The following is a 23226-nucleotide window of genomic DNA, read 5'->3' as shown; positions in this document are numbered from 1 at the left end:
CTCGCCTAACCCGCGAGACAAACGTTATGATGACCAGTCGAGAGGGCGCTTGATGATCACACGTCGTGAGTTTCTGGAGAAAGCAACAACTAGTACGGCTGCACTCGCCGTGGCATCGACAGCCAAAAGCTACGCACAGATTATGGGGTCGAACGATCGCCTGAACTTCGCGGTCATCGGCCTCAACAGCCGGGCCTACGCCCACCTGTCCGCCTTGAAGGCCAACAAGGCAAAGGCACGCATCACGCATGTATGTGACGTCGATAGCGTCACCCTGAAGAAGTTCGCAGGCGCCACGGAGCAGATGATGGGCACCGCTCCCGCCACGGACAAAGACTTCCGCCACATCCTCGCGCTCAAAGAGATCGACGCCATCACCATCGCCACGCCGGACCACTGGCATGCTCCCATGGCCATCGCCGGCCTCCAGGCGGGCAAGCACGTCTACGTGGAGAAACCCTGCAGCCATAACCCGGCAGAGGGCGCACTGCTCGTCCAGGCCCAGCAGAAGTATGGCAAGCTCGTCCAGATGGGGACGCAGCAGCGCTCCTCGCCCCACACCATTGAGATCGTGGACAAGATCCACAACGGCCTCATCGGCCACGCCTACTTCGCCAAAGCCTGGTACAGCAACGTGCGCAAATCGATCGGCACAGGCAAGGAAGTTCCTGTGCCAGCGCAGCTTGACTGGGATCTATGGCAGGGACCCGCACCGCGCCAACCCTATAAGGACAACCTCCAGCCTTACAACTGGCACTGGTTCCGCACCTACGGCACCGGCGAAACGCTCAACAACGGAACCCATGAAGTGGACGTCTGCCGCTGGGCTCTCGGCGTCGATTTCCCGGAGCGCATCACCTCCAGCGGAGGCCGCTACCACTTCAAGGACGACTGGCAGTTTTACGACACGCTCGTCACCAGCTTCACCTACCCGGACAAGATGATCTCCTGGGAAGGCAAATGCTGTGAGGGCATGAAGTACTACAACCGCGACCGTGGCTCGGTCATCATGGGCACCACGGGCTCAGTCCTCGTTGATCGTGACGGCTACGAGATCTACGACCTCAAAGGCAATAAGACCAGCGAGTTCAAGGTAGGCCAGAAGACCTCCTCCGCCGATCTCGTCGGCGCGGACTCCATGACCGACGCCCACTTCGCCAACTTCATCGCAGGCGTGCAGAAGGGCGAGAAGCTCAACGCACCCATCGCCGTCGGCAACGTCGCCGTGACCATGCTCCAGCTCTCGAACGTCGCCTGGGAGATGAATCGCGAACTCAAGCTCGATCCCGCAAACGCCCACATCCAGGCAGACTCCGAGGCCATGAAGCTCTGGGGCCGCGACTACGAAAAAGGTTGGGCGCCGCACCTCTAAACCGCCGCCCTTCCTACCTAAACCGCAGCAGCCATGAGGTTCCATCCCGATGAGTTCCACCAGTACCCGCCGCAACTTCCTCGCTTCAAGCGCCCTGGCAGCAGTCACCTGCGCCGTCGCTCCCACTCTCCCAGCCATGGCCGAGCCCGCCGTTCACGACGGCACTCCCTCGCCCATCAAGCTCGGCCTGGCCAGCTACACCTTCCGCAACTTCACCCGCGCCCAGATGATCGGCTACATGAAGCAGTTGAACGTCTCGGACCTCAACGTCAAGGACATCAAGGACCACCTCCCCACCGATCCCACCCTTGAAGCAGCCGCCGTCTCCGACTACACCGCCGCCGGCATCAAGCTCCACGCCGCCGGCGCCATCTACTTCCCCAAGGATGAAGACGACGACATCCGCGCCAAGTTCGAGTACTGCAAACGTGCCGGCATCAAGGTCATCGTCGCAGGCGACCCCACCCCGGCCAGCCTCCCGCGCGTTGAGAAGTTCGTCAAGGAATACGACATCAAGCTCGCCATCCACAATCACGGCCCGGAAGACAAGCTCTGGCAGTCGCCGCTGGATATCCTCAAGCTCATCAAGAACATGGACCCCCGCATCGGCTGCTGCATCGACGTCGGCCACACCGAACGCGCCGGCACGGACCCCATCAAGGCCATTCACGAAGTTGGCCCACGCCTCTTCAACATGCACATCAAGGACCTCACAGACCTTGGCGTCAAGGAGAGCCAGGTCGCCGTCGGCGATGGCAAGATCCCCATCCGCGGCATCTTTGAAGCCCTCATCGCTACCAAGTACCAGGGCTTCGTCGATCTGGAGTACGAGGTCCACGGTGACGATCCCATGCCCGGCGTCATCGGCAGCTTCGCGTACATGCGCGGCGCGCTGGCCGGTATGGGCTACTCCCGCCCCGCCTGAGACGAAGGGAGAAAGCATGAACAATCCAAGTAGAAGAGACCTCTGCGTAGCGCTCGCCGCCCTCGCATCAGTCGGCACGGCATCCGCCGAAACCCAGCCCACGTCCGCCCCTGAAACTGGCCCGCGCCTCCTGCACTCTGAGCTCTTCCCTTTTGACAAGCTCATTGCCAAGCCCTCCGCCAACGGAGGCGCAAGCCGCGCCGTCGTTCACGGCACCCTGGCCACGGGAGAGTTCGTCGAGGTCCACGAAACCACCTTGCCCCCAGGCCAGATGCCGCACCCACCGCATCGCCATACCCACTCGGAGTTCCTCCTCATCCGTGAAGGCAAGCTCCAGGTCGATAGCGACGGCCAGCGCGGCGTCATTGAAGCCGGCGGCGTCATCTTCACCGCATCCGGCGTCCTCCACGGCCTCAAGAACATTGGAGACGTGCCCGCAAACTACTTCGTCGTCGCAGTCGGCCTCCAGAAAGCCCTCCCCTGACGCCCGTTTATGACAACGCTCTACCCACTGGCGTATCGTCTCAGACATTGACTCATGCCCACCGCGGCATCAAGGAGCCTCAAGCACTATGACCAGTCTCACCAGGCGCAACTTCCTCGCCGGCACCGCTGCCGCTGCCGCCACGCTCGCCTCTCCACTGCGCGCCTTCGCCGCAGGCTCCTCGTTCAAGATCGGCGTCATCTCCGACGAAATCTCCCAGGACTTCGATCACGCCTGCTACGTCATCGCCAAGGACCTCGGCCTTCACTATGTGGAGCTGCGTGAGATCTGGGGAAAGAACCTGCAGGTCGTCTCCGATGCCCAGATCGCCGAAGCCCAGAAGATCCTCGCCAAGTACAGCCTGCAGGTGACCGATATCAGCAGCCCGCTCTACAAGGTCAACTGGCCCGGCGCACCCGTCTCTCAGTACGGCTCCAAGGAAGACCTCCACGGCGCAGCCGAGACCACCTTCAAGCAGCAGGATGAAGTCCTTGAGCGTTCCATCTCCCTCGCCAAACAGTTCAAGACCAACAAGGTCCGCTGCTTCGACTTCTGGCGCATCGACGACGTAAAACCCTACCGCAAGGCCATCGACGCCAAGCTTCAGGAGTCCGCGGAAAAATGCGCCCAGCAGAACATCATGCTCGTCCTTGAAAACGAGTTCGCCTGCAACACCGCCACCGGCCGCGAGTCCGGAACCACCCTCGCGGGCGTCAGCGCCAAGAACTTCGCTCTCAACTGGGACCCGGGCAACGCCGTCATGCGCGGCGAACTCGACGCCTTCCCCAACGGCTGGAACGCCATCCCCAAGGAACGCATCCACCACTGCCACGTCAAGAACGCCGTCAAGGACGCCACCGGCAAAATCGTCTGGTCTCCCGTCGATATCGGCTACGTCGATTGGGCCGCCCAGTTCCGCGCCATGAAGAAGATCGGTTACTCGGACGCCGTCAACCTGGAAACTCACTGGAAGGGCGGCGGCACCCCGGAAGCATCCACCCGCACCAGTTGGGCTGGCATGAAGAAAAATCTGCAGCAGGCCGACGCAATCTAGCCCCGCAATCGGGACGCTTATTCCTGGCTACTTCCAGGTATAAGCGTCCTCGATCATCGGCGCACCCACCCTGCCGTTCACCACATCCACCTTCAGCACAATCTCTACATTCGCATCGGCCCACCCCGGGCCCAGCCGCGCGTCCAGCGTATTCAAACTGCGCGGCGAGATGATGAACTGCGAAGCCGCATCCGTACCATAGCGCTGCAGCCCCGCCACCGCCACCACCATGCTGTCGGTTGAAGGATTACGAAACCGCGCCACAATCGCATAGTCCGGGCTCTCGGAATAAGGCCGCGCAAGATCCCGTACCCAATGACGTCCAGGCTGCGCCCCATCCACAATCTGCTCGCCCGGATGAGCACTGAAGTGAAACCGCAGAGGCTCCAGCAGCCGCTGCGTCCAGGCATTGTTGTAAGCGCCGATCAGCACCACCGGACTCTCACGAATCTGCGCCAGGCTCGTCGCGTTCGACGACTGAATCGTATAGCTGCCGCCCATCCCGTTCACCAGCGCCGCGACCCGCCCCATCGCGAGCCCGTTCTCAAAGGAGAGAAACGGATTCATCACGTCGTGGTCGGCAACCTGCGTCCCAATCCGCGAGGTCTGTGAAAACACCACGCCCCCCGGACTGATCAACACCGGCGCATTCGCCTGCAGAACCGGAGCCCAGAACTGATGCAGGCTGTCCCCCTTATGCCGCGCCATCAGACGCATCCACGCAGCTCCTCCCAGGAGCAGAAGAACCACCACCATCACCACAGGCAGCACCCACTTCCGCAATCCAGTTCCAGACCGAACCGGCGTACCCGGGGACAGCGGTCGGCGGCTCTCGTCCTGCACACGTTCCACCACGGCAACTGGAATCTCTACCTGCGCTGCTTCTCCAGCCTCATCCAGCATCAGGAACTCCGGCTGATAAGACCGAGCGGAAAGATGAATCTGAATCGAAGTCTCCGCCACCTCGTGATAGTGCAGAGAAAGTCGTTTCCGAACCTCACCCGCCGTATACCGCACCACCGTATCGGTGTTCGTGTCGTACGTAGGCGTCCTCCCAAACACCTCCACGCCGATCGTCCGTTCCTTAAGCTGATCCGCCTGACCCAACAAGCTCTGTTCCACCACGTATCGCAGGAACGCCGGATACCGTTTGCTGTTGCAGAAGTGCGGGCTGGCCAGCACCCCTTCGAGCGCACGCAACACCTCCGCGTGATCCTGCTCGCTCACAGGAACCCACCGCGTTCGAGTTGATTCGGCAGAGATCATCGCGTCCCGGAGGATCATACCGCAAACCCCTCCGCCCCTGTTTTTCCGCCTCAATCCGTTGGGACAAACGCTTGTTTCCAAGGAAAACGGCCATTCTGACTTGTGACAAACCGTGAGTCACTTGCAGATGGTGCTGCAAAGGCAGAGCGTGGTTCCGACTCCGGCACACCAATTCTGCCGGCGGGAGGCCTGGTGCAAGTACTGAACTTTATCGGCAATCTGGACAGACGAGCATTCCTCAAGACGGCAGCCGCCGCATCCGCAGCCCTCACCCTCAACCCGGCATGGGCCAAAGCTCCCGCCGAGAAAGAGGACGGTCACGCCCTCGTCGCCAAAACAGACCGCCAGCGAATCCTGACCGCAGCCAACCTATATCTCGCCCAGAAACCAGCCACCATCACAGACTTCCCCACCAAGCGCAGCCCCGGCGGCCTCCACGACTTCTACTCCCAGGCCGACTACTTCTGGCCCAACCCCAAAGACCCTAACGGCCCCTACATCAACCGCGACGGCCAGAGCAATCCCGAAAACTTCGCCGATCACCGCAAAGCCATGATCCGCCTCTCCGTCGAGATGCCCGCCCTCACCGCCGCCTGGGTCCTCCTTGGGGACAAGCAAGGCAAGCGTTACGGCGAAGCCGCCTGCGCCCACCTCCGCGCCTGGTTCGTCACCCCCGCCACCCGCATGAACCCCAACCTGGAGTTTTCGCAGGGCGTCAAAGGTGTCTCCACCGGCCGCTCCTTCGGCGTCATCGATACCCTCCACCTCGTAGAAGTCGCCCGCGCCGCCTCTTTCCTCATGGGCACCCTGCTCTCGCCGGAAGACAGCGCCGGAGTCAAAACCTGGTTCACCGAGTACCTCTCCTGGCTCAAAACCAGCAAGTTCGGCACCACCGAGCGCGATGCCCTCAACAACCACTCCATGTGCTGGGCCCTCCAGGCCGCGGAGTTCGCCCGCCTCATCAAGGACGAGACCACCCGCGCCGAGGTCTATCACCAATACATCACCATCCTCCTGCCCAACCAGCTAGGCCCCAACGGCTCCTTCCCCAAGGAGCTCCTCCGCACCAAGCCCTACAGCTACTCCATCTTCAACTTCGACGTCATGGCCGGCCTCTGCCAGTCCCTCAAGGGAGTACAGCAGGACGCCACAAAGTTTGCCCTCCCGGACGGCCGGGGCCTCTGCAAATCAGCCGAGTTCCTCTACCCATTCCTCAAGGATCGCAACGCCTGGCCGTACGCCCATGACGTCGAGCACTTCGACGCCCTCCCCGTTCGCTCCCCCGGCCTCCTCTTCGCCGGCCTCGCCTGCCACCAGCAGCCGTACCTCGACCTATGGAAATCCCTCAACCCAGACCCCACGGATCGCGAGATCATCCGCAACTACCCCATCCGCCAACCGCTTCTCTGGGTCTGACCCGCTCGTTCGCAGCACCGCACCATTCGATTCTCAGGAGCCACCATGCGTAACCCCTTCGTCAAAACAGCCTCACTCTATCTCCTCTCCGCCAGTCTGCTTGCCACGCCCAGCCTCCTCGCTCAGTCCAACACCGGCACCATCCTTGGCACCGTCCAGGACGACTCCGGAGCCGTAGTCCCGGACGCGACGGTCACCATCAAAAGCCTCGGCACCGGAGAAACCCGCACCGTCAAGAGCAGCGCCAACGGCGAATACACCTTTCCCAACCTCCAGATCGGCCATTACTCCGTCACCGTCACGCACGAAGGCTTCGCCAGCGTCCAGATCGCCGATACCGAGCTCCAGGTCGCCCAGAAGGCCACCATCAATCCCGTCATCCACGTCGGAGCCGTCACGGACAAGGTCACCGTCATCGCCGCCGAGGTCCCCCTCCTCAACGCCGCCACCTCCTCCGTCGGCCAGGTCATCGACACCCAGACCGTCCAGAACGTCCCCCTCAACGGCCGCAATTTCTGGCAGCTCACCCAGCTCACCCCCGGCGTCAGCTTCATCCAGGGCGGCCAGAACATCGCCTCCGGTGGAACCTCCATCCGCGCCAGCGCCGTCAACGTCAACGTCAACGGCCTCTCCCCCTCATGGACCGGCTGGTATCTCGACGGAGCCAACATCACCGAGTTCCAGCTCGGCGGCACCATCATTCAGCCCAACGTAGACGCCCTCCAGGAGTTCAAGGTTGAATCCGGCAACATGGGCGCGGACTACGGCCACAGCCCCACCGTCATCAACGCCACCCTCAAATCCGGCACCAACAAGTTCCACGGCGTCCTCTATGAGTTCCTCCGCAACAATGCCCTCGACGCCAAGAACTACTTCTTCGTCCCGCCCACCGGCAGCACTCAGCGTGATGAACCCCTCCACCGCAACCAGTTCGGCTTCGCAGTCGGCGGCCCCATCTATCGTGACAAGACCTTCTTCTTCGTAGATCTCCAGGAGACCCTCTTCTCCCAGGCCCAGAACTTCAACTCCGTCGTCCCCACAGCCGCCCAGCGCAACGGCGACTTCTCCGCCCTCCCCGTCATCCTCATAGACCCCACCACCAAGCTCCAGTTCCAGGATGGCGGCGTCCTCAACAAGATCCCCCAGAACCGCATCTCCCCGCAGGCCCAGTACCTCCTCAAGTACATGCCCCTGCCCAACTTCGTCTCCAACGGCACCAGCCGCGCCATCGTCACCAACAAGCTCAAGCAGCAATTAGGCCAAGGCGATATCCGCATCGACCACCAACTCTTCGCAGCCGATCACCTCACCGGCCGTTACTCCATCTCGGACAACCGTGAGACCGATCCCAACGCCTACACCGCCCTCGGCGGCTTCCCGCTCCGCAGCCGTGGCCAGAACGCCGTCGTCCGTGAAACCCACGTCTTCAGCCCCAAGCTCATCAACGATCTGCAGGTCTCCTACTACCGCAGCTACTTCCTCTTCACCAGCTCACTCCAGGGCACCAATATCGACGACCTCGCCGGCATCACCGGCCTCGACGGCCTCGCGCCGCCCTCCACCGTCGGCTTCCCCAGCGTCACCATCTCCAATTACTCCAACTACAACGGCCAGGCCAACAACAGCTATCCCAAGCAGAACAAGATCCGTTCCTGGCAGTATGTCGATCATCTCAACTACGCCAGCGGCAAGCAGGACATCCGCATCGGCTATGAGCTCTTCCACAACACCAACACCTTCATCGCAGGCAACAACTCCACCGGCACCTTCAACTTCAACGGCCTCTACACCGGCAAGAACTGCACCGCCACCGCCGGCGTAACCTGCGGAGACAACTTCGCGGACTTCCTCATCGGCGACCCCCTCAGCGGCAGCCGCAGCACCTTCCGCAACATCTGGGGCAGCAACGGAAACTTCCAGAGCATGTTCTTCCAGGACGACATCAAAGTCCTCCCCAACCTCACCGTCAATGCCGGCATCCGTGAAGAGATCAACCCCTTCTGGACCGCCCTCAAAGGCCAGACCTCCGGCTTCGATACCGCCACCGGCAAGCTCGTCATCCCCACCAACATCGACCCCAGCGTCCAGCCCCTCACCCCATCCCTCCTCACCCTCTTCGCGGACCGCTTCGAGACCACCGCCAGCCTCCACCTTCCGGAAAACGTCCGCTCCACCGCCTACGCTAACGTAGCCCCACGCCTCGGCTTCGCCTACAGCCCCAAACCCAGCACCGTCCTGCGCGGCGCATACGGCATCTTCTTCCTCTTCCCGGACGATAACGCCATCAACAACACCCAGAACACGGTCCCCTTCATCGCCTCGCAGACCGTCAACAACGCTACCCCAACACCCACCCTCACCTTCGGCAACTTCTTCTCCGGTCAACCCGTCGTCACGGCGAATACCACCAACGCCGTCTGCTCCTTCGGCTTCGTCGCCAACTCCTGCTCCACCCCCAGCATCACCAGCATGGCCCTCCACGTACAGAACACCTACATTCAGGAGTACAACGCAGCCGTCCAGCACCAATTCGGCGCACGCATCTCGCTGGACGTCGCCTACGTCGGCAACAAGACCACGCACATGCAGCAGGCCTTCCAGATCAACGATCCCAACCCCGCCGCCGGTGCCGTACAGAACCGCCGTCAACTCCCCCAGTGGGGCACCATCAGCGATTCACGCTTCGCCGGCAACGGCAGCTACAACGCCCTGCAGACCAAGTTTGAAGCGCGCGGCTTCGCCGGTGCCACCTTCCTCGCCAGCTACACCTACAGCAAGTGCCTCACCGACGGCACCTACACCTCCGTCGTCCGTGAAGACACCCCACTCATCCGTTACTACGGCGTCTGCAACTACGACCTCACCCACAACTTCGTCACCAGCTACGTCTATGAACTCCCCTTCGGCCGCGGCAAAACCTTCCTCAGCCACACCAACAGCATCATCAACCAGGCCATCGCCAACTGGCAGGTCTCCGGCATCGTCACCTTGCAGTCCGGCCTGCCCTACACCCCCACCATCAGCGCCGACCAGGCCAACACCGGCGTAGGCTCGCAGCGCCCCAACGTCATCGGCCGAGTCACCAACACCCGCAACGTCAACTGCTGGTTTTTCGACTCCAGGAACACCGCCTGCAAGTCCCTCGCACCCAACGCCACCGACGCCTACGCTCTCCCCACCCAGTACACCTACGGCAACGGCGGCATCAACCTCTTACGCTCGGACGGCCTCGTCCAGTTTGATATGTCGCTCCTCAAGGACTTCCACTTCTCCGAGTCCCGCTCGCTCGAACTCCGCGGCTCCTTCTTCAACCTCTTCAACCACGCCACCTTCGCCACCCCGGTCACCAACATCGACTCCACCACCGCCGGCCAAGTCAGCTCAACCCTCAACGGCTCCCGCCAGATCGAGCTGGCAGCCAAGATCTACTTCTAAAGCCGTCGATAGAAGGCAGTCACTAATAGAGCAACGGATAAATATGTTCGTCATTCTGGCGAAGCCAGAACCTCCATATTGGTATTTGTTGTTGCTCGTTTTATTCCTTGGCGGCATACCCTCAACTCAGAAGGCGAGCTTCGCGGCAACCTGCACCAACCGCGGAGCCGTCGCACTCACAATCTTCCCAAACAACGGATCTTCAAACTGACCATTCACCGCAGCCGGCCCAAAGAACTGCGCATGGTTGAACACGTTGAAACCCTCCAGCCGCAGGTTCAGCGTCATCGCATCCCGCAGCCGCACGCCCTTCTGCAGGCTGGCATCGTAGTTATCGATCCCCGGCCCGTAGAAGAACCTCCGCTTCGCATTTCCAAGCTGCCCCGGCAGCTCTTCCTGAAAACTCGCAACACGAAACGCATCCCGCCCACTACGACCGTCCTTGTTGATCTGTAAATTTCCCGGCGCATACTGTGGCGTATCGATCAGAAAATTATTCGCTCCATTCCCAAGCGTCCCCAGGTACGAGTTATCCGAGTTATCGGACAAGGTCACCGGCAGCCCGCTCGCAAACCGAGTCGTGCCGGACAAACTCCAGTCCTTCGTCCAACGATTGCTCCGCCCCACCAGCTGATCCACCCCAAGCTGGAGGTCATAAGTCGCCACAAAGTCATGCCGCAGATCGTAGGCAGAAATCGCCCGTGAATGTCGCGCATCCACAGGGTCCAACTGCTCCCCCAGATTCGATCCCTGATCGATCGACTTCCCATACGTATAGCTCAGCAGAAACGACGAACCCCGATGCTGATACTTCAACGTAGTCTGCAACGCGTTGTAGTTGGAGTTGGCAATCGAAGAGTCCGACGTATTCTCCCCATAGTTCGACCCCTGCCCCACCCGAGTCCCCCGCACCGTCTGTCCCGCTCCATTCGTATAAGCCGTATCCTCTCCAAACGCCCCGCACCCCGGCAGGCTCAGGCACAGTGCCGGATCGCCCGGATTCACGGACACCAGCGTCAGCAGATGATGCCCCTGGTTCCCCACATAGCTCGCCGTAAAAACCAGGTCGCGCGTGATCTGCCGTTGCAGGGACAGCATGTAGTTATTGATGTACGGAACCCTGTTGCGAGAGTTGAAGAACGGATCGGCCGCAATCGGCGTGAAGTTGGACCAGTCCACATTGTTGTCCGGATTGGAAGTCGAAACGTTATGCGGAGGAAACGGGAAAGGAAAGCGCTGCCCGTTATTCACACCCGTAGCCGCAGTAATAAACGGCGTAGCCAGCAGCGGCGGCCCCGGACTCAGATAGTTGAAGCCGAACGGCGGCACCGCATACATGATCCCCGCCGAAAGCCCCGGAAACGCCGTATAGAAGATCCCATAACTAGCCCGGATGCTGCTCTTGCCCGACTCCCCAAACAGCAGCCGTCCCAACCCGCTCTCAAACCGAGGCGCATAAGCCACCCCAATCCGCGGCGCAAAGTTCTTGAAGCTCGTCGGAGCAATCGTCTCCGGCACACCCGGATCGCCCGCAACCACAAACCCCGCAGGCGCTCCCGGATAAAGAACCGACTGCCGCCCCGCAATATAGGTCTGCAGTTGATGATTCTTCTCAGACCACGGCTCGACCACATCCCACCGAATCCCCAGATTCAAAGTAAGATCGTTCCGAACCCGCCAGCTATCCTGCGCATACACCCCCAGGTAATGATTCCGCAGATAGAACGGCTGCCCAGACGATTGCGTGTAGTTACTCGGTGTCCCAAGCAACAAATCCGCGTAAGCCGACCCCGTCTCCGTCCCATTGATATTGAACGTCCCGTTGAACGTAGCGTTCGGATGTTCGTTCACCTGCTCCTCATGAAACTGCGCTCCCACCTTCACCGTGTGCGCCCCAAACACTCGCGAGAACCCGTCGCTGACGTAGTACGTGTTATTCACCTGTGTCAGGTTCGTAATCGGAACACCCATCGTGAACGAAGGAAACGTCACATTCTCGACGCCTTCAAACTCCGGAGCCTGCACATAGATTCCTGGCGTCCCGGCTCCCGTCGTAAACCCCTGTGACGCCAATGACACGCCCAGCCCGCCCTGCGGCTTCCCAACCACATTCGCATACCGCAAATACCCCAGATTGAACTCGTTCACGGAGTTCGCCCCAATCACCTTCGTATCGGACACAGAGAGCAGTTGCGCCCGCCCAATCGTCAGCGCATCGAACCCCGGAATCGAAGCCCCGCCCTGCGACCCCGGATAAGGATTGTCCAGCGTGTAATCGTCCAGGAAGTAATACGCAGAGATCCTTCCAGCGCGAGTATCCGCATCCAGCCGGAACGATCCTTTGTCATCCCGGTTCGTCTGCGTTGAAGCCGATGTAGAAAACAATCCATCGCCCGCATTTGGCGTAGGAATGAACCCCAGCAGGCTTTTGCCCGGCGCCCCCCACGCAGACTGCGGGATTGAAAGATTCGGAAACACGCATTGCGTCGTGCTCACACAGTCACTGCCGTACCTCGCAGGCATGGCGTTCAGGTTGTTAGCGTCCACCGGCATCGACTCACCCGCCCGGTAGGTATACGGCTCACCACTCGCCACCGAATACCCCAGCTTCGGCGCAAGCACTTGGGTCGCCAGGTAAGGCCCACTCACCACGGTAGGCACGTCGATGGAGGTCCCACTCACCACCGCCTTGGTCGTAAACTCCGCGGCGTCCGCCGAAAAATTTCCCGTACGCTCGGCCACGGTCGGAACAGAGATGTTCCCCGTCGAGATACCCTGCGTCTCCCGCGTCCCCTGGTAGTCCGCGAAGAAGAACAGCTTCGTATGCCCGACCGGCCCACCCAGCGTCCCGCCAAACTGATTCTGCTTGAACTCCGGCCGCGTCGGATCGAAGTACCCCCGCGCATCGAGCGCAGTGTTCCGGAAGAACTCGAACGCCCCACCATGAAGCCGTCCGCCACCCGACTTCGTCACCACCGTCACCACACCACCGTTGTAGTTCCCATACTCCGGATCGAAGTTATTCGTCAGCACCCGGAACTGCTCGATCGAATCTAGGTCCGGCACCACGGAAGTCCCGCCGTTCATGTGCTCCTGCACATCCACCCCGTTCACCATGAAGCCGTTTGAAGACTCACGCTGCCCGTTGATCGAAACATTCCCCGGATTCTCATCCCCAGAAGGCGAGATCCCACCCGTCACCCCCGCCATGATCACGGCATTCGGCAGCAGCGTCGAAACCGGCGCAACCCCCGGCTGAATCGACAGCAGATCCGTATAGCTCCGCCCGTTCAGCGGGAGTGCTGCCATCTGGTCGCCCGTCACCACCTCGCCCAGATGCGTCGCGCTCGTCTCCACCTGGATCCCCGTCTCACTCGTCACCGTCACGCTGTCCGACCGGTTTCCCACCGCCAGCTCAGTATCCACCCGCACCACCGAGTCCGTATCCACCGTCAGGTTCGACTTGCGCTGCGGCGTAAACCCATCCGCCGAGATCGTCAGCTCATAATGCCCCACCGGCAGATTCGGAAACGAGTAAAGCCCCTGCCCATTCGCCACAGTCTTGTAAACCGTCTGCTGACCCACACTGACCAGCGTCAAAGCCGCCCCCGGAATCACCGCGCCACTCGCGTCGGTCACAGTGCCAGACACACTGCCACCCGTCGCGGCATGAAGCGAGGAGCCTGAACCAATCAAAATTGAAGCAAGAAGGATCTGCCGCTTGGCAGAGGAAAGTCGATCATTCATCAAGAGCACGTGCACCTCAAATAAACGGAAAACGAGGCATAAAGCTCAGGCTGAATGAGCGATCGCCCCCGTTTCCACGCGGGGTAGAATCACAAACCAATCCTGGGTAGGTCTCCTGATTGACAGGTGAGGCTGACTTCAGCCTCTAACCCTCCGCCTTCCCCGGCTCTTCACCGAGTGGCATCTGAAAGGTCGTTCCTGATCACAGTGGCGGGACCATGCCGGACTTACACCGGCTTCCCTGTTATGCCCTCGCGGGCACCCAAGATCTTTACTTCATCAAAGTAGCACGGCTGCAGAGTTGATCGCACAAGAAACACACCGCACCGTCCACACCCGTCCATTCCACCGCAGATCCGTCAATGAAAGCGGCGCAACGTCCACCCGCCAGAAAGCCGCAGCCGGCGCGCCCATCGCCAACACCACCGCACTCTTGATCACCCCTGGACAAGTCATCGCCACCGTATGCCCAGCAGCCGTCCGCCCCTCCATCCATCGAGCAGTCCGCTCTATCACCCCCGCCACCGACTCCCCTCCATGCGGTCGCGCCTCCACATCCGTCAGCCACCCCATCAGCCCCTCCGGATCACGCCCCTCAACCTCCCCCAACCCCAGCCCGCGCCAATCCCCATAGTCAAAATCCCGCAGGCCTCCATCCACCACCCCCGTCAGCCCGAGCCCCTCCGCAGTCATCCTCACCCGCACCTCCGGACCCATCAGCACATCCTGCGCCCGAGGCCCATTCCACCCCAGCCCAGCAATCCGCGACCCCTCACCACTCTCAAGCCCCTCATCCAGCGGAAAACTCGCTGCCCTCACCGCCGCAGTAGCCCCATGACTGATAAACGTCACCCTTGATGTCATCTCTTTGTCCAATTCCCCATAAACCCACCCCTCCGCCTTGACACTGATCTTAGCCGCACATAGGCTCGGACTAGCTTCTGGAAATGAGAGCAAAGAAGCCGGTGCAAATCCGGCACGGTCGCGCCCCTGTAATCGGCTGCCCCGCAGCTGAAAGTCAGACCTTCCCTCATTCGAACGAGCACTGCATTGGGACGCACGATCCCAGGAGGCAACACAATGGCACATTCCGCAACCACCCCCGTCGCAGCACCCCTCTCCATCCCCGTCATCCCCATGCGCGAGCTCCTCCCGTGGGCGCTCTTCGCAGGCCTCATGCTCCTCATGGCGATCTACTTCGTCGGCGCAGAGCAGGGTGCCACCGCCCTGTTCCACGGCACCGCCGTCCATGAGTTCCTGCACGACGGCCGCCACCTGCTCGGCTTCCCCTGCCACTAAAGCAGCGCCGCACCACTCCATAGGTCGTCCATGATCCGATCCCTGCTCGTTCGCGGGATGCTCACCGGCATCCTCGCCGGACTCATCGTCTTCGCCTTCGCCCGTCTCGTCGGCGAACCGGAAGTCGACCGCGCCATAGCCTTCGAAACCGCACAAGACCAATCCAAAGGCGAAGCCGCCGAAACCCCCATAGTCACCCGCCCCACTCAAAAGGGTCTAGGCCTCCTCACCGGCACCATCGTCTATTCCATCGCGCTAGGCGGCATCTTCGGCCTCGTCTTCGCCTACGCCCAGGGCCGTTACGCCATCACCGAACCACGCCCCCTCGCCGCCCTCATCGCACTCCTCGGCTGGCTCTCCATCGTCCTCATCCCCACCTTAAAATACCCAGCCAATCCCCCCGCAGTAGGCGATCCCGCCACCATCGGCATCCGCACCGCAGCCTACTTCCTCCTCATCGCCCTCTCCCTCGCGACCCTCACCCTGCCCTTCCAGCTCAACCGCCGCCTCACCCCGCACCTCGGCACCTGGAACGCGGCCATATCAGCCTCAGCGATCTACGTCCTCCTGGTAGCCATCCTCTACAAGCTCCTCCCCGTCATCGACGAAGTCCCCAAAGACTTCCCCGCCACCCTCCTCTGGCGTTTCCGCATCGCCTCCTGGGGCATGCAGGCCGTCCTCTTCGCTACCATAGGCCTGATCTTCGGCTTCCTCACAGAACGCGATCAGAATACACACCGGCAGGAGGCCTAGCCCATGTCCACCCACCGCCAACGCGTCATCCGTGCCGATGGCCGCGCCTTCAACATCGTTCAACACCGAGCCCACCTCTCCTACTGCTCCCTTGGCTGCTGCTGCGGCATCACCGAGCGTGGCTACGCAGCCGTCCCCGTAGACGTCTACAAAGAGGAGTGGCTCAAGCGCAAGATCCGCAACGACGTCCACCTCACCCAGGGCGGCTGCCTCGGCCCCTGCGCCCTCGCCAACGTCGTCAGCCTCGTCTTCGACCAGAAAAGCATCTGGTTCCACTCCGTCAACGGCCCCTGGCTCGTCCGCCAGATCTACGACTACATCGACGCCATGCTCGCCGCCGACCGCTTCATCCAGCCCCCCTCAGAGCTCAGCGAGTACGTCTTCAACTACTACGATTGGGACGTCCGCCTCCCATCCCCCTCAGAAAATCCAGACAACCTCGTCCAGCTTCAAACCCCCCAATCCACCGGCGCAATCATGCTCCTCTCCCACGCCGACACCGACCTCCTCACCCTCATCAAAGCCTCCGAATCCCTCCCCGAAGACCTCCGCGCCAGCGCCTTCTCCCTCAACGCCCTCAAGACCGAAGACCAGCTCCAAGTCCTGATAACCGGCGAGCTCAGCAAAGCCCGAGTCATCATCGTCCGCTGCCACGGCCCCCTCAGCTGCATCCCCGGCTTCGACCGCCTCAAGCAGGCCTGCATCGACCGCAACCAGTCCCTCGTCCTCATCAGCGGCTGCGGAGAAAACACCTCGGAGTTCGCCGAAACCGTCAACGTCCCAGCAGATGTCACCCACTCCGCAGCCGAATACCTCGCCCTCGGCGGAGCCAACAACCTCGCTGAAATGTTCCGCTTCCTCTCCGACCGCCTCATGCTCACCGGCCACGGCTACGCCGCCCCCAGCCCCATGCCCGAGCACGGCATCTATTTACCTGACACCGACGCAGCAACGTATGAAGACTGGCAGCGCCAGGCCGACCCCACCCGCCCCACCGTGGCCGTCCTCTTCTACCGTGCCCACCGCATGAGCGGCAACACCGCCTTCATCGACGTCCTCGCCTCCGCCCTCGATTCCAAAGGCGTCAACGCCCTCTGCATCTTCACCTCCAGTCTCAAGGCCAAGCAGGACGGCCGCCCCGCAGCCTTCAAACTGATCGAAGGCCGCGCCGACGTCCTCATCTCCACCCTCTCCTTCGCCCTCGGCGAGGTCAACACCGGCAACATCACCCTCCCCGGCGAGTCCTCCGACTCCCTCCAGCACCTCGGCATCCCCGTCCTCCAGGCCATCGCCAGCGGCATGCCCCGAGGCGCATGGGAGGGCTCCCGCCGCGGCCTCACCGCACTCGACACCGCAGTCAACGTAGCCATCCCGGAGTTCGACGGCCGCATCATCACCGTCCCCATCTCCTTCAAGGAGCGCAACACCGCCAGTACGGAAGGTCTCTACGTAGCCCACGAAGAACGCGCCGCACGCGTAGCCGGCCTCGCAGCCCGCATCGCAGCACTCCGCCGCACCCCCAACAAAGATCGCCGCATCGCCTTCGTCCTCACCAACTCCGCCGCCAAAGCCTCGCAGGTAGGCGGTGCCGTAGGCCTCGACACTCCAGCCTCCCTCCTCACCACCCTCCGCGCCATGCGAGCCCGCCGCTACACCATCTCGTCGCTGCCTGACACCTCAGACGAGCTCATGCAGTCCCTCCTCCAGCGCGGCTCCTACGACGAAAACCACCCGCTGGACCCCGCCCAGGCCCAACGCTTCTCCCGCGCAGCCTACGGCAAAATCTTCGAAGCCTTTCCCGCCCGCCCCAACCGCCGCATGCAGGACTTCTGGGGAGCACCCCAGCCCAACGGCCCCAGCATCCTCCCACCCAAGAAGACTGACGCCAAACTCCTCCCCACCATCGGCGGCAAGATCGTCCGCATCACCCAGGAAGAGCCCTGGGGCGACGACCGCGACTACCTCTTCGCCGCCATGGATCTCGGCAACGCCCTCATCGCCCTGCAGCCCCCGCGCGGCTACGGCATCGACCCCGACTCCATCTACCACACCCCCGATCTCCCCCCCACGCACCACTACACCGCCTTCTACCGCTGGCTAGGCACCCCCCAGTCGGAAGGCGGCTGGGGCGCAGACGCCATCGTCCACATGGGCAAGCATGGCACCCTCGAGTGGCTCCCCGGCAAAGGCATCGGCCTCTCCGGCGAGTGCTACCCCGATCTCCTCCTCGGCGATCTCCCCCTTGTCTATCCCTTCATCGTCAACGACCCCGGCGAAGGCAGCCAGTCCAAGCGCCGCGCCCACGCCGTCATCGTCGATCACCTCACCCCGCCCATGACCACCGCCGAGACCTACGGCGCCCTCGCAGAGCTCAACCAGCTCGTCAACGAGTACTACGCCGTAGAAAAACTCGACCCCGCCAAGATCCCCTTCCTCCAGCAGCAGATCTGGAAGCTCGTCGAAGAAACCAACCTCAAGGCCGACCTCGACCTCAAGACCATGCTCACCAGCGAGCGCGGCGACCACTCCCACGAGTGGGACGACACCCTCACCCCCGAAGGCATCCCCGCCCAGCTCGCCACAATGAACGGCAACGAGGTCGCCCACCTCATCGAAGACCTCGACGGCTACCTCTGTGAGCTCGGCATGGCCCAGATCCGCGACGGCCTCCACATCCTCGGCCAGATGCCGCCCCTCCCGGAGATGCTCCGCTCCCTCACCCGCCTCGCCAACATCAACACCCCCAGCCTCCAGGCCGCATTAGCCACCACCTTCGGCTTCGATCTCCCCACGCTCCTCGATAAACCCGGCCAGCCCCTTAAAGTAACACTTGAACTATTAGGCCAGCCCTGCCACACCCACGCAGACGCCCTCGAGATCCTTGACCGCGCAGCCCTCGACCTCTACACCATGCTTGAAACCCTCGGCTTCCGGCCTGACTCCATCCCTGCTGTGCAGCACGCCATCCTCCGCGCGGAGTCGCCCGACATCACCGCCGCTCTCACCTTCGCCTGCACAGAGCTCGTCCCAAATCTGGAACAATCCGGCGACGAGATCGAACATCTCCTCGACGCCCTCGAAGGCAAATACATCCCCGCCGGTCCCGCCGGCGCACCCACCCGCGGCATGGCCCACATCCTCCCCACCGGCCGCAACTTCTACGCCGTAGACCCCCGCGCCCTGCCCTCGCAGGCCGCTTGGCGAGTAGGCCTCCAGCTCGCCCATGAAGCCATTGAGCGCTTCCGCCGCGAAGAAGGCGTCTACCCTGAAATGATGGGCCTCAGCGTCTGGGGAACCTCCCAGATGCGCACCCACGGCGACGACCTCGCGGAAGCCTTCGCCCTCCTCGGCGTCCAGCCCGTCTGGAACCCGCAGTCCCGCCGCATGGACGGCATCACCATCATCCCCCTCGCAGAACTCGGCCGCCCCCGCGTAGACGTCACCCTCCGCATCAGCGGCTTCTTCCGCGACGCCTTCCCCCACCTCATCGACATCTTCGATCAGGCCATCTCGCAGGTCGTAGAGCTGGACGAACCCCTGGACCAGAACTTCCCCCGCAAGCACTACCTCGCGGACCTTGAAACCCACAAAGCCCTCCCCACCCACGAAGCCGAAGCCCAGGCCCGCTACCGCATCTTCGGCTCCAAACCCGGCTCCTACGGCGCAGGCATCCTCCCCCTCATCGAGACCGGCAACTGGACCGGCGACCACGACTTTGCCCGCGCCTTCCTCACCTGGGGCGGCTACGCCTACGGCAAAGGCGCAGACGGCGTAGACGCCCAGCCCATCTTCGCCGAGCGCCTCAAGTCCATCCAGGTCGCCCTCCACAACCAGGACAACCGGGAGCACGACATCTTCGACTCCGACGACTACTTCCAGTTCCACGGCGGCATGGTCGCCTCCATCCGCGCCCTCACCGGCCTCCAGCCCAAAGCCTACTTCGGCGACACCTCCCGCCCCGAATCCGCACAGGTCCGCGACCTCAAAGAGGAAGCCCTCCGCGTCTACCGCTCCCGCGTCGTCAACCCCAAATGGATCGACTCCATCAAGCGCCACGGCTACAAGGGCGGCCTCGAACTCGCCGCCACCGTCGACTACATCTTCGGCTTCGACGCCACCGCCCACGTAGCCCCGGACTTCGTCTACGAAGGCCTCGCCGAGCACTACGCCCTAGCCCCTGAGATGCGCGAGTTCCTGGCCGCCTCCAACCCCTGGGCCCTCACCTCCATCGCAGAGCGTCTCCTCGAAGCCGCCCGCCGCGACCTCTGGGAGAACCCCGCCCCAGAAACCCTCGCAGCCCTCCGCCAGGTTCTCCTCGACACCGAAACCGTCCTGGAAGCTCGCGGCGAAACCCACGCCGAAACCAGACCAGAGCCCGTAGCATGAGACCCGCCCCATACCCTTTCGCCGCCATTGTTGGCCAGCAGCAGATGAAGCTGGCTCTCCTGTTAGCCGCTGTGGACTGGCGGCTCGGAGTCCTCCTCCGCGGCGACAAAGGCTCCGGCAAAACCACCACCGCCCGAGCCCTCGCAGCTCTCTTACTCTCACCAGCGCCCTTCATCAACCTCCCCATCGGCGCAACCGAAGATCGCCTCCTTGGCGGCCTCCACCTAGAGCGCGCCCTGCAAGGCGACCCCATCCTCAAACCCGGCCTCCTCTCCCAGGCCCACGGCGGCGTCCTCTACGTCGACGAAATAAACCTCCTCCCCGCCCACCTCGGCGACGCACTCCTCGACGCAGCAGCCAGCGGCATCCACACCATAGAACGCGAAGGCCTCAGCGCCTCCCACCCCGCAGAGTTCGTCCTCCTCGGCAGCATGAACCCGGAAGAAGGCACCCTCCGCCCCCAACTCCTCGACCGCTTCGCCCTCTCGGTCGACATCTCCGCCCCCACAGACCCGCTCACGCGCCAGCAGGTCGTAGAGCAACGCCTCACCTACGAACGCAACCCCCAAGCCTTCGCCCAAAACTGGTCCGCAGAACAATCCCATCTCCAGTCACAAATCACCACCGCCCGGCGCACCCTCCCCACCATCCTCTGCCCCCCAGAGATCCTGGCCCTCATCACCCAAACCATAGCCGCCCAGAACATCCGCTCCCTCCGCGCCGACCTGGCCACCGTCCGAGCCGCCATAGCCCTAGCCGCCCTCACAGCCTCCCCAGAAGTCACCCCCGAGCACGTAGAAACCGTCCTCCCATTAGTCCTCGCCCACCGCACCCGCACCCCAAACCGCACTCCCCCACCCCAGCAGCCTCCCACCCCACCCCCACCCCCTCAATCAGAGAAAGACTCCCCAACGCAAGAAGCAATCGACCGCATCTTCACCCCCCACCAGGTCGAAGCCCCAACCCTACGCCTCACCCAACCCGCACAGCCCCCACAAACCACCGGCCCAGTCACCAGCACCCGAGCCACCCCAACCCCCACCGAACTCGATCTCCGCACCACCCTGACCCACGCCCTCCGCGAAACCGGCACCCCAACCCCCCGCCTCTCCGACCTCCACGAAAAAATCCGCACCCCCCGCCCCGGCACCCGTTTCCTCCTCGTCATCGACTCCTCCGGCTCCCACGCCGCCCAGGAACGCATGCGCCTCGTCAAAGGCGCAGTCACCGCCCTCCTCACCCGCTCCTTCCAGCGCAACGACGAAGCCGCCATCATCCTCTTCCGCGGCACCGCCGCCCAGATCCTCCTCGAGCCCACCCAGACCCTCGCAGACGCCATCGCCGCCCTCGAATACCTCCCCACCGGAGGCCGCACCCCCCTGGCTCACGCCCTCACCCTGGCCCAAACCCTCATCACCCCCACCACCCTCCTCATCCTCCTCACAGACGGCCGCGCCAACGTCCCCATAAACAACGGAGACCCCTGGCAAGAAGCCCTCGCAGCCGCGCACCACATCACCTGCCCCACCCTCATCATCGACACCGAGCCCCCCCAAAACGCCACCGGCCAAACCCGCACCCTCGCCGAATCCATCAACGCCCGCTACATCACCCTAGAAGACCTCCCCACCCTCGAAACCCTCACCCTAAGCCACAGCCAGCGAAGCTAACGAGGAAAAGCCACAAACATCCCCTCACACCTCTTCCCCGCCCCACTCCCCGCCGTCCCGTTCTTCGTCACATCCTCCCCCGCCAGGTTAAGGTTCATAGCCCCCGGCCCCACCTTAAAGTCCGCGTGATTCACCGAGTACGAATACTTCCCCCCATCCACCACAACATCATCCAGATTCACCCCCACCCGATGATCCTTGGCAAACCCATTGAACGAGATCTTCCCCCCACCCGCAACACTCACCCGCCGCAGCGTAATATCCACGAAGCTTGGATAAAGCGTCCCCTCCATGCTCCCATTCGCGCTATAAGCCGTATCCAGCAGAATCGGATTCGGCGAGTTCCTGACACACACATCCTCATAGCTCACGTCATGCACCAGCCCACCCCTGGCCGCATTGCTCTTGATTCTGATCCCGTTATCCGCCCCGTCAATCGATAGATCGAACACCCTCACCTTACTCACGCCTCCATTCGTCTCGCTCCCAATCGACATCCCATGCCCGCGATAAAAATGATTGTGGCTCACCGTCATCTGCGTCAGCCCGCCCGTCCCACCCTTGATCGCAATGTCGTCATCCCCCGTACTGATAAAGCTATGCGTCACCGTAATGTTCTTAGACCCCGCCCCCGGATCGATCCCATCCGTATTCCGCGCACCCTTCCCCGGCGTATCGATCTTCACCCCCCAAACCGTGAACCCATCCCCCGCGTTATAGACCACATGAAAGTTAGGCGAGTTCCTCAACGTAATCCGATAAAGCGTGAAGTCATCCGCATGATTCGCCACGATCAGCCGGCTCACCTTCTGCCCCCCACCCGGCCGAGCCTCCTCCGCCAGATCCCACGCACTCTTCCCCACCCCAGCCATCTTCACCCCGCCACGCCCGTCGATCACCCCATCCCCCATCACCCCCGCGCCCTTCACGTTCTCCACCGAGATTAGCGGCCGACACCCCCGCCCCGGCGTCGCACTCACTATCCCACAGCTTCCCGGCGATACCTCCAGCACCTTGGGATCAACCGACTCATACAACGTCACACCCTTATCCACCACCAGCGCAACCCCCGCCCGCATCTGCAGAGGCCCACTCAAAAACGCATTCGCCCCGTCGCGTCCCCGCAACACAACCGACTTCCCCGCCCCACACCCATCCATCGCCTTCTGAATCCGTTCCGTATCCAGCTTCCCTTCATCCGCCGCGGCAATCCCACCACCCTGCCCGGTAATCCGCGCATCCAGCGAAACACAAGCCACCGGAATCACCGGCTCCGTCACTGTCCGCGAATCCTGCCCCCCAGCCACCCCAGCCAACAGCCCCAAACCACACCCAAACACACCGAAAATGAATCGCATAAAGAAACACAGCCTCCAGAGGTCCAACCATTATGCATCGGTTGCCCCTCATTCGTCTGCT

Annotated in this window: 14 protein-coding genes and 1 riboswitch; of the genes, 10 read left to right on the top strand and 4 right to left on the bottom strand. The window is 62.4% G+C overall.

All coding sequences use genetic code 11. The features are described 5' to 3' along the window. Positions 1–52: 52 nt before the first annotated feature. From ACIX9_RS19075 to ACIX9_RS19060, 4 genes are all read left to right on the top strand, one after another. Positions 53–1372: a Gfo/Idh/MocA family protein gene (locus ACIX9_RS19075; RefSeq protein WP_013572737.1), complete on the top strand. Its 1320-nt coding sequence runs from the start codon at positions 53–55 to the stop codon at positions 1370–1372. Between the two features lie 49 nt (positions 1373–1421). Continuing rightward, complete coding sequence (locus ACIX9_RS19070; protein WP_013572736.1) at positions 1422–2297, top strand: sugar phosphate isomerase/epimerase family protein; 876 nt, start codon at positions 1422–1424, stop codon at positions 2295–2297. A 16-nt stretch (positions 2298–2313) separates the two neighbouring features. Beyond that, positions 2314–2781: a cupin domain-containing protein gene (locus ACIX9_RS19065; RefSeq protein WP_013572735.1), complete on the top strand. Its 468-nt coding sequence runs from the start codon at positions 2314–2316 to the stop codon at positions 2779–2781. An 88-nt stretch (positions 2782–2869) separates the two neighbouring features. Then, positions 2870–3835, top strand: a complete 966-nt coding sequence (locus ACIX9_RS19060; RefSeq protein ID WP_013572734.1) for a sugar phosphate isomerase/epimerase family protein — start codon at positions 2870–2872, stop codon at positions 3833–3835. A 27-nt stretch (positions 3836–3862) separates the two neighbouring features. Here ACIX9_RS19060 and ACIX9_RS19055 read toward each other — a convergent pair whose 3' ends face one another. Continuing rightward, on the bottom strand, positions 3863–5119 hold the full coding sequence (locus ACIX9_RS19055; RefSeq protein WP_013572733.1) for a hypothetical protein: 1257 nt from the start codon (positions 5117–5119) through the stop codon (positions 3863–3865). Between the two features lie 174 nt (positions 5120–5293). On the opposite strand from ACIX9_RS19055, the gene ACIX9_RS19050 reads away from it, so the two are divergent. Together ACIX9_RS19050 and ACIX9_RS19045 are read left to right on the top strand one after the other, a co-directional pair. Then, on the top strand, positions 5294–6517 hold the full coding sequence (locus ACIX9_RS19050) for an alginate lyase family protein (protein WP_013572732.1): 1224 nt from the start codon (positions 5294–5296) through the stop codon (positions 6515–6517). Between the two features lie 45 nt (positions 6518–6562). Beyond that, a complete protein-coding gene (locus tag ACIX9_RS19045) occupies positions 6563–9952 on the top strand; it encodes a TonB-dependent receptor (protein ID WP_013572731.1) in 3390 nt (1129 codons plus the stop codon). A gap of 126 nt (positions 9953–10078) precedes the next feature. On the opposite strand, the gene ACIX9_RS19040 is transcribed toward ACIX9_RS19045, so the two are convergent. Beyond that, the gene (locus ACIX9_RS19040) at positions 10079–13699 is read right to left on the bottom strand and encodes a TonB-dependent receptor (protein ID WP_013572730.1); all 3621 of its coding nucleotides are present in this window, start codon (positions 13697–13699) and stop codon (positions 10079–10081) included. Between the two features lie 88 nt (positions 13700–13787). Then, a riboswitch (cobalamin riboswitch) is annotated at positions 13788–13980 on the bottom strand. Then, positions 13979–14551 carry a histidine phosphatase family protein gene (locus ACIX9_RS19035; protein ID WP_232298897.1) on the bottom strand — a complete coding sequence of 191 codons (573 nt, stop codon included), beginning with the start codon at positions 14549–14551 and terminating at the stop codon, positions 13979–13981. It overlaps the preceding riboswitch by 2 nt. A 228-nt stretch (positions 14552–14779) precedes the next feature. Between ACIX9_RS19035 and ACIX9_RS19030 the strand changes: the two genes are divergently transcribed. The 4 genes from ACIX9_RS19030 to ACIX9_RS19015 are packed head-to-tail and all read left to right on the top strand — an operon-like array spanning position 14780 to position 21807. Then, positions 14780–14998, top strand: coding sequence for a CbtB domain-containing protein (locus ACIX9_RS19030; RefSeq protein WP_013572728.1), 219 nt, complete (start codon positions 14780–14782; stop codon positions 14996–14998). 30 nt (positions 14999–15028) lie between these two features. Further along, a complete protein-coding gene (locus ACIX9_RS19025; protein ID WP_013572727.1) occupies positions 15029–15751 on the top strand; it encodes a CbtA family protein in 723 nt (240 codons plus the stop codon). Positions 15752–15754: 3 nt separating this feature from the next. Continuing rightward, on the top strand, positions 15755–20137 hold the full coding sequence (locus tag ACIX9_RS19020; RefSeq protein ID WP_013572726.1) for a cobaltochelatase subunit CobN: 4383 nt from the start codon (positions 15755–15757) through the stop codon (positions 20135–20137). After that, a complete protein-coding gene (locus ACIX9_RS19015; RefSeq protein WP_013572725.1) occupies positions 20134–21807 on the top strand; it encodes an ATP-binding protein in 1674 nt (557 codons plus the stop codon). Before ACIX9_RS19020 ends, ACIX9_RS19015 begins: the two co-directional genes overlap by 4 nt. Here ACIX9_RS19015 and ACIX9_RS19010 read toward each other — a convergent pair. Continuing rightward, entirely contained in the window at positions 21804–23165 is a 1362-nt protein-coding gene (locus ACIX9_RS19010) for a glycoside hydrolase family 28 protein (RefSeq protein WP_013572724.1), read from the bottom strand. The two genes, ACIX9_RS19015 and ACIX9_RS19010, sit on opposite strands and share 4 nt — an antisense overlap. Between the last annotated feature and the right edge of the window lie 61 nt (positions 23166–23226).

The sequence above is a fragment of the Granulicella tundricola MP5ACTX9 genome (genome assembly GCF_000178975.2).
Lineage (GTDB): Bacteria > Acidobacteriota > Terriglobia > Terriglobales > Acidobacteriaceae > Edaphobacter > Edaphobacter tundricola.
This window is presented reverse-complemented; position numbering and strand designations above follow the sequence as displayed.

Excerpts from the sequence above, each read along its gene's own strand:
- ACIX9_RS19075 (WP_013572737.1), top strand. The coding sequence starts at position 53 with ATGATCACACGTCGTGAGTTTCTGGAGAAAGCAACAACTAGTACGGCT.
- ACIX9_RS19070 (WP_013572736.1), top strand. The coding sequence starts at position 1,422 with ATGAGTTCCACCAGTACCCGCCGCAACTTCCTCGCTTCAAGCGCCCTG.
- ACIX9_RS19065 (WP_013572735.1), top strand. The coding sequence starts at position 2,314 with ATGAACAATCCAAGTAGAAGAGACCTCTGCGTAGCGCTCGCCGCCCTC.
- ACIX9_RS19060 (WP_013572734.1), top strand. The coding sequence starts at position 2,870 with ATGACCAGTCTCACCAGGCGCAACTTCCTCGCCGGCACCGCTGCCGCT.
- ACIX9_RS19055 (WP_013572733.1), bottom strand. The coding sequence starts at position 5,119 with ATGATCCTCCGGGACGCGATGATCTCTGCCGAATCAACTCGAACGCGG.
- ACIX9_RS19045 (WP_013572731.1), top strand. The coding sequence starts at position 6,563 with ATGCGTAACCCCTTCGTCAAAACAGCCTCACTCTATCTCCTCTCCGCC.
- ACIX9_RS19040 (WP_013572730.1), bottom strand. The coding sequence starts at position 13,699 with ATGAATGATCGACTTTCCTCTGCCAAGCGGCAGATCCTTCTTGCTTCA.
- ACIX9_RS19030 (WP_013572728.1), top strand. The coding sequence starts at position 14,780 with ATGGCACATTCCGCAACCACCCCCGTCGCAGCACCCCTCTCCATCCCC.
- ACIX9_RS19025 (WP_013572727.1), top strand. The coding sequence starts at position 15,029 with ATGATCCGATCCCTGCTCGTTCGCGGGATGCTCACCGGCATCCTCGCC.
- ACIX9_RS19020 (WP_013572726.1), top strand. The coding sequence starts at position 15,755 with ATGTCCACCCACCGCCAACGCGTCATCCGTGCCGATGGCCGCGCCTTC.
- ACIX9_RS19015 (WP_013572725.1), top strand. The coding sequence starts at position 20,134 with ATGAGACCCGCCCCATACCCTTTCGCCGCCATTGTTGGCCAGCAGCAG.
- ACIX9_RS19010 (WP_013572724.1), bottom strand. The coding sequence starts at position 23,165 with ATGCGATTCATTTTCGGTGTGTTTGGGTGTGGTTTGGGGCTGTTGGCT.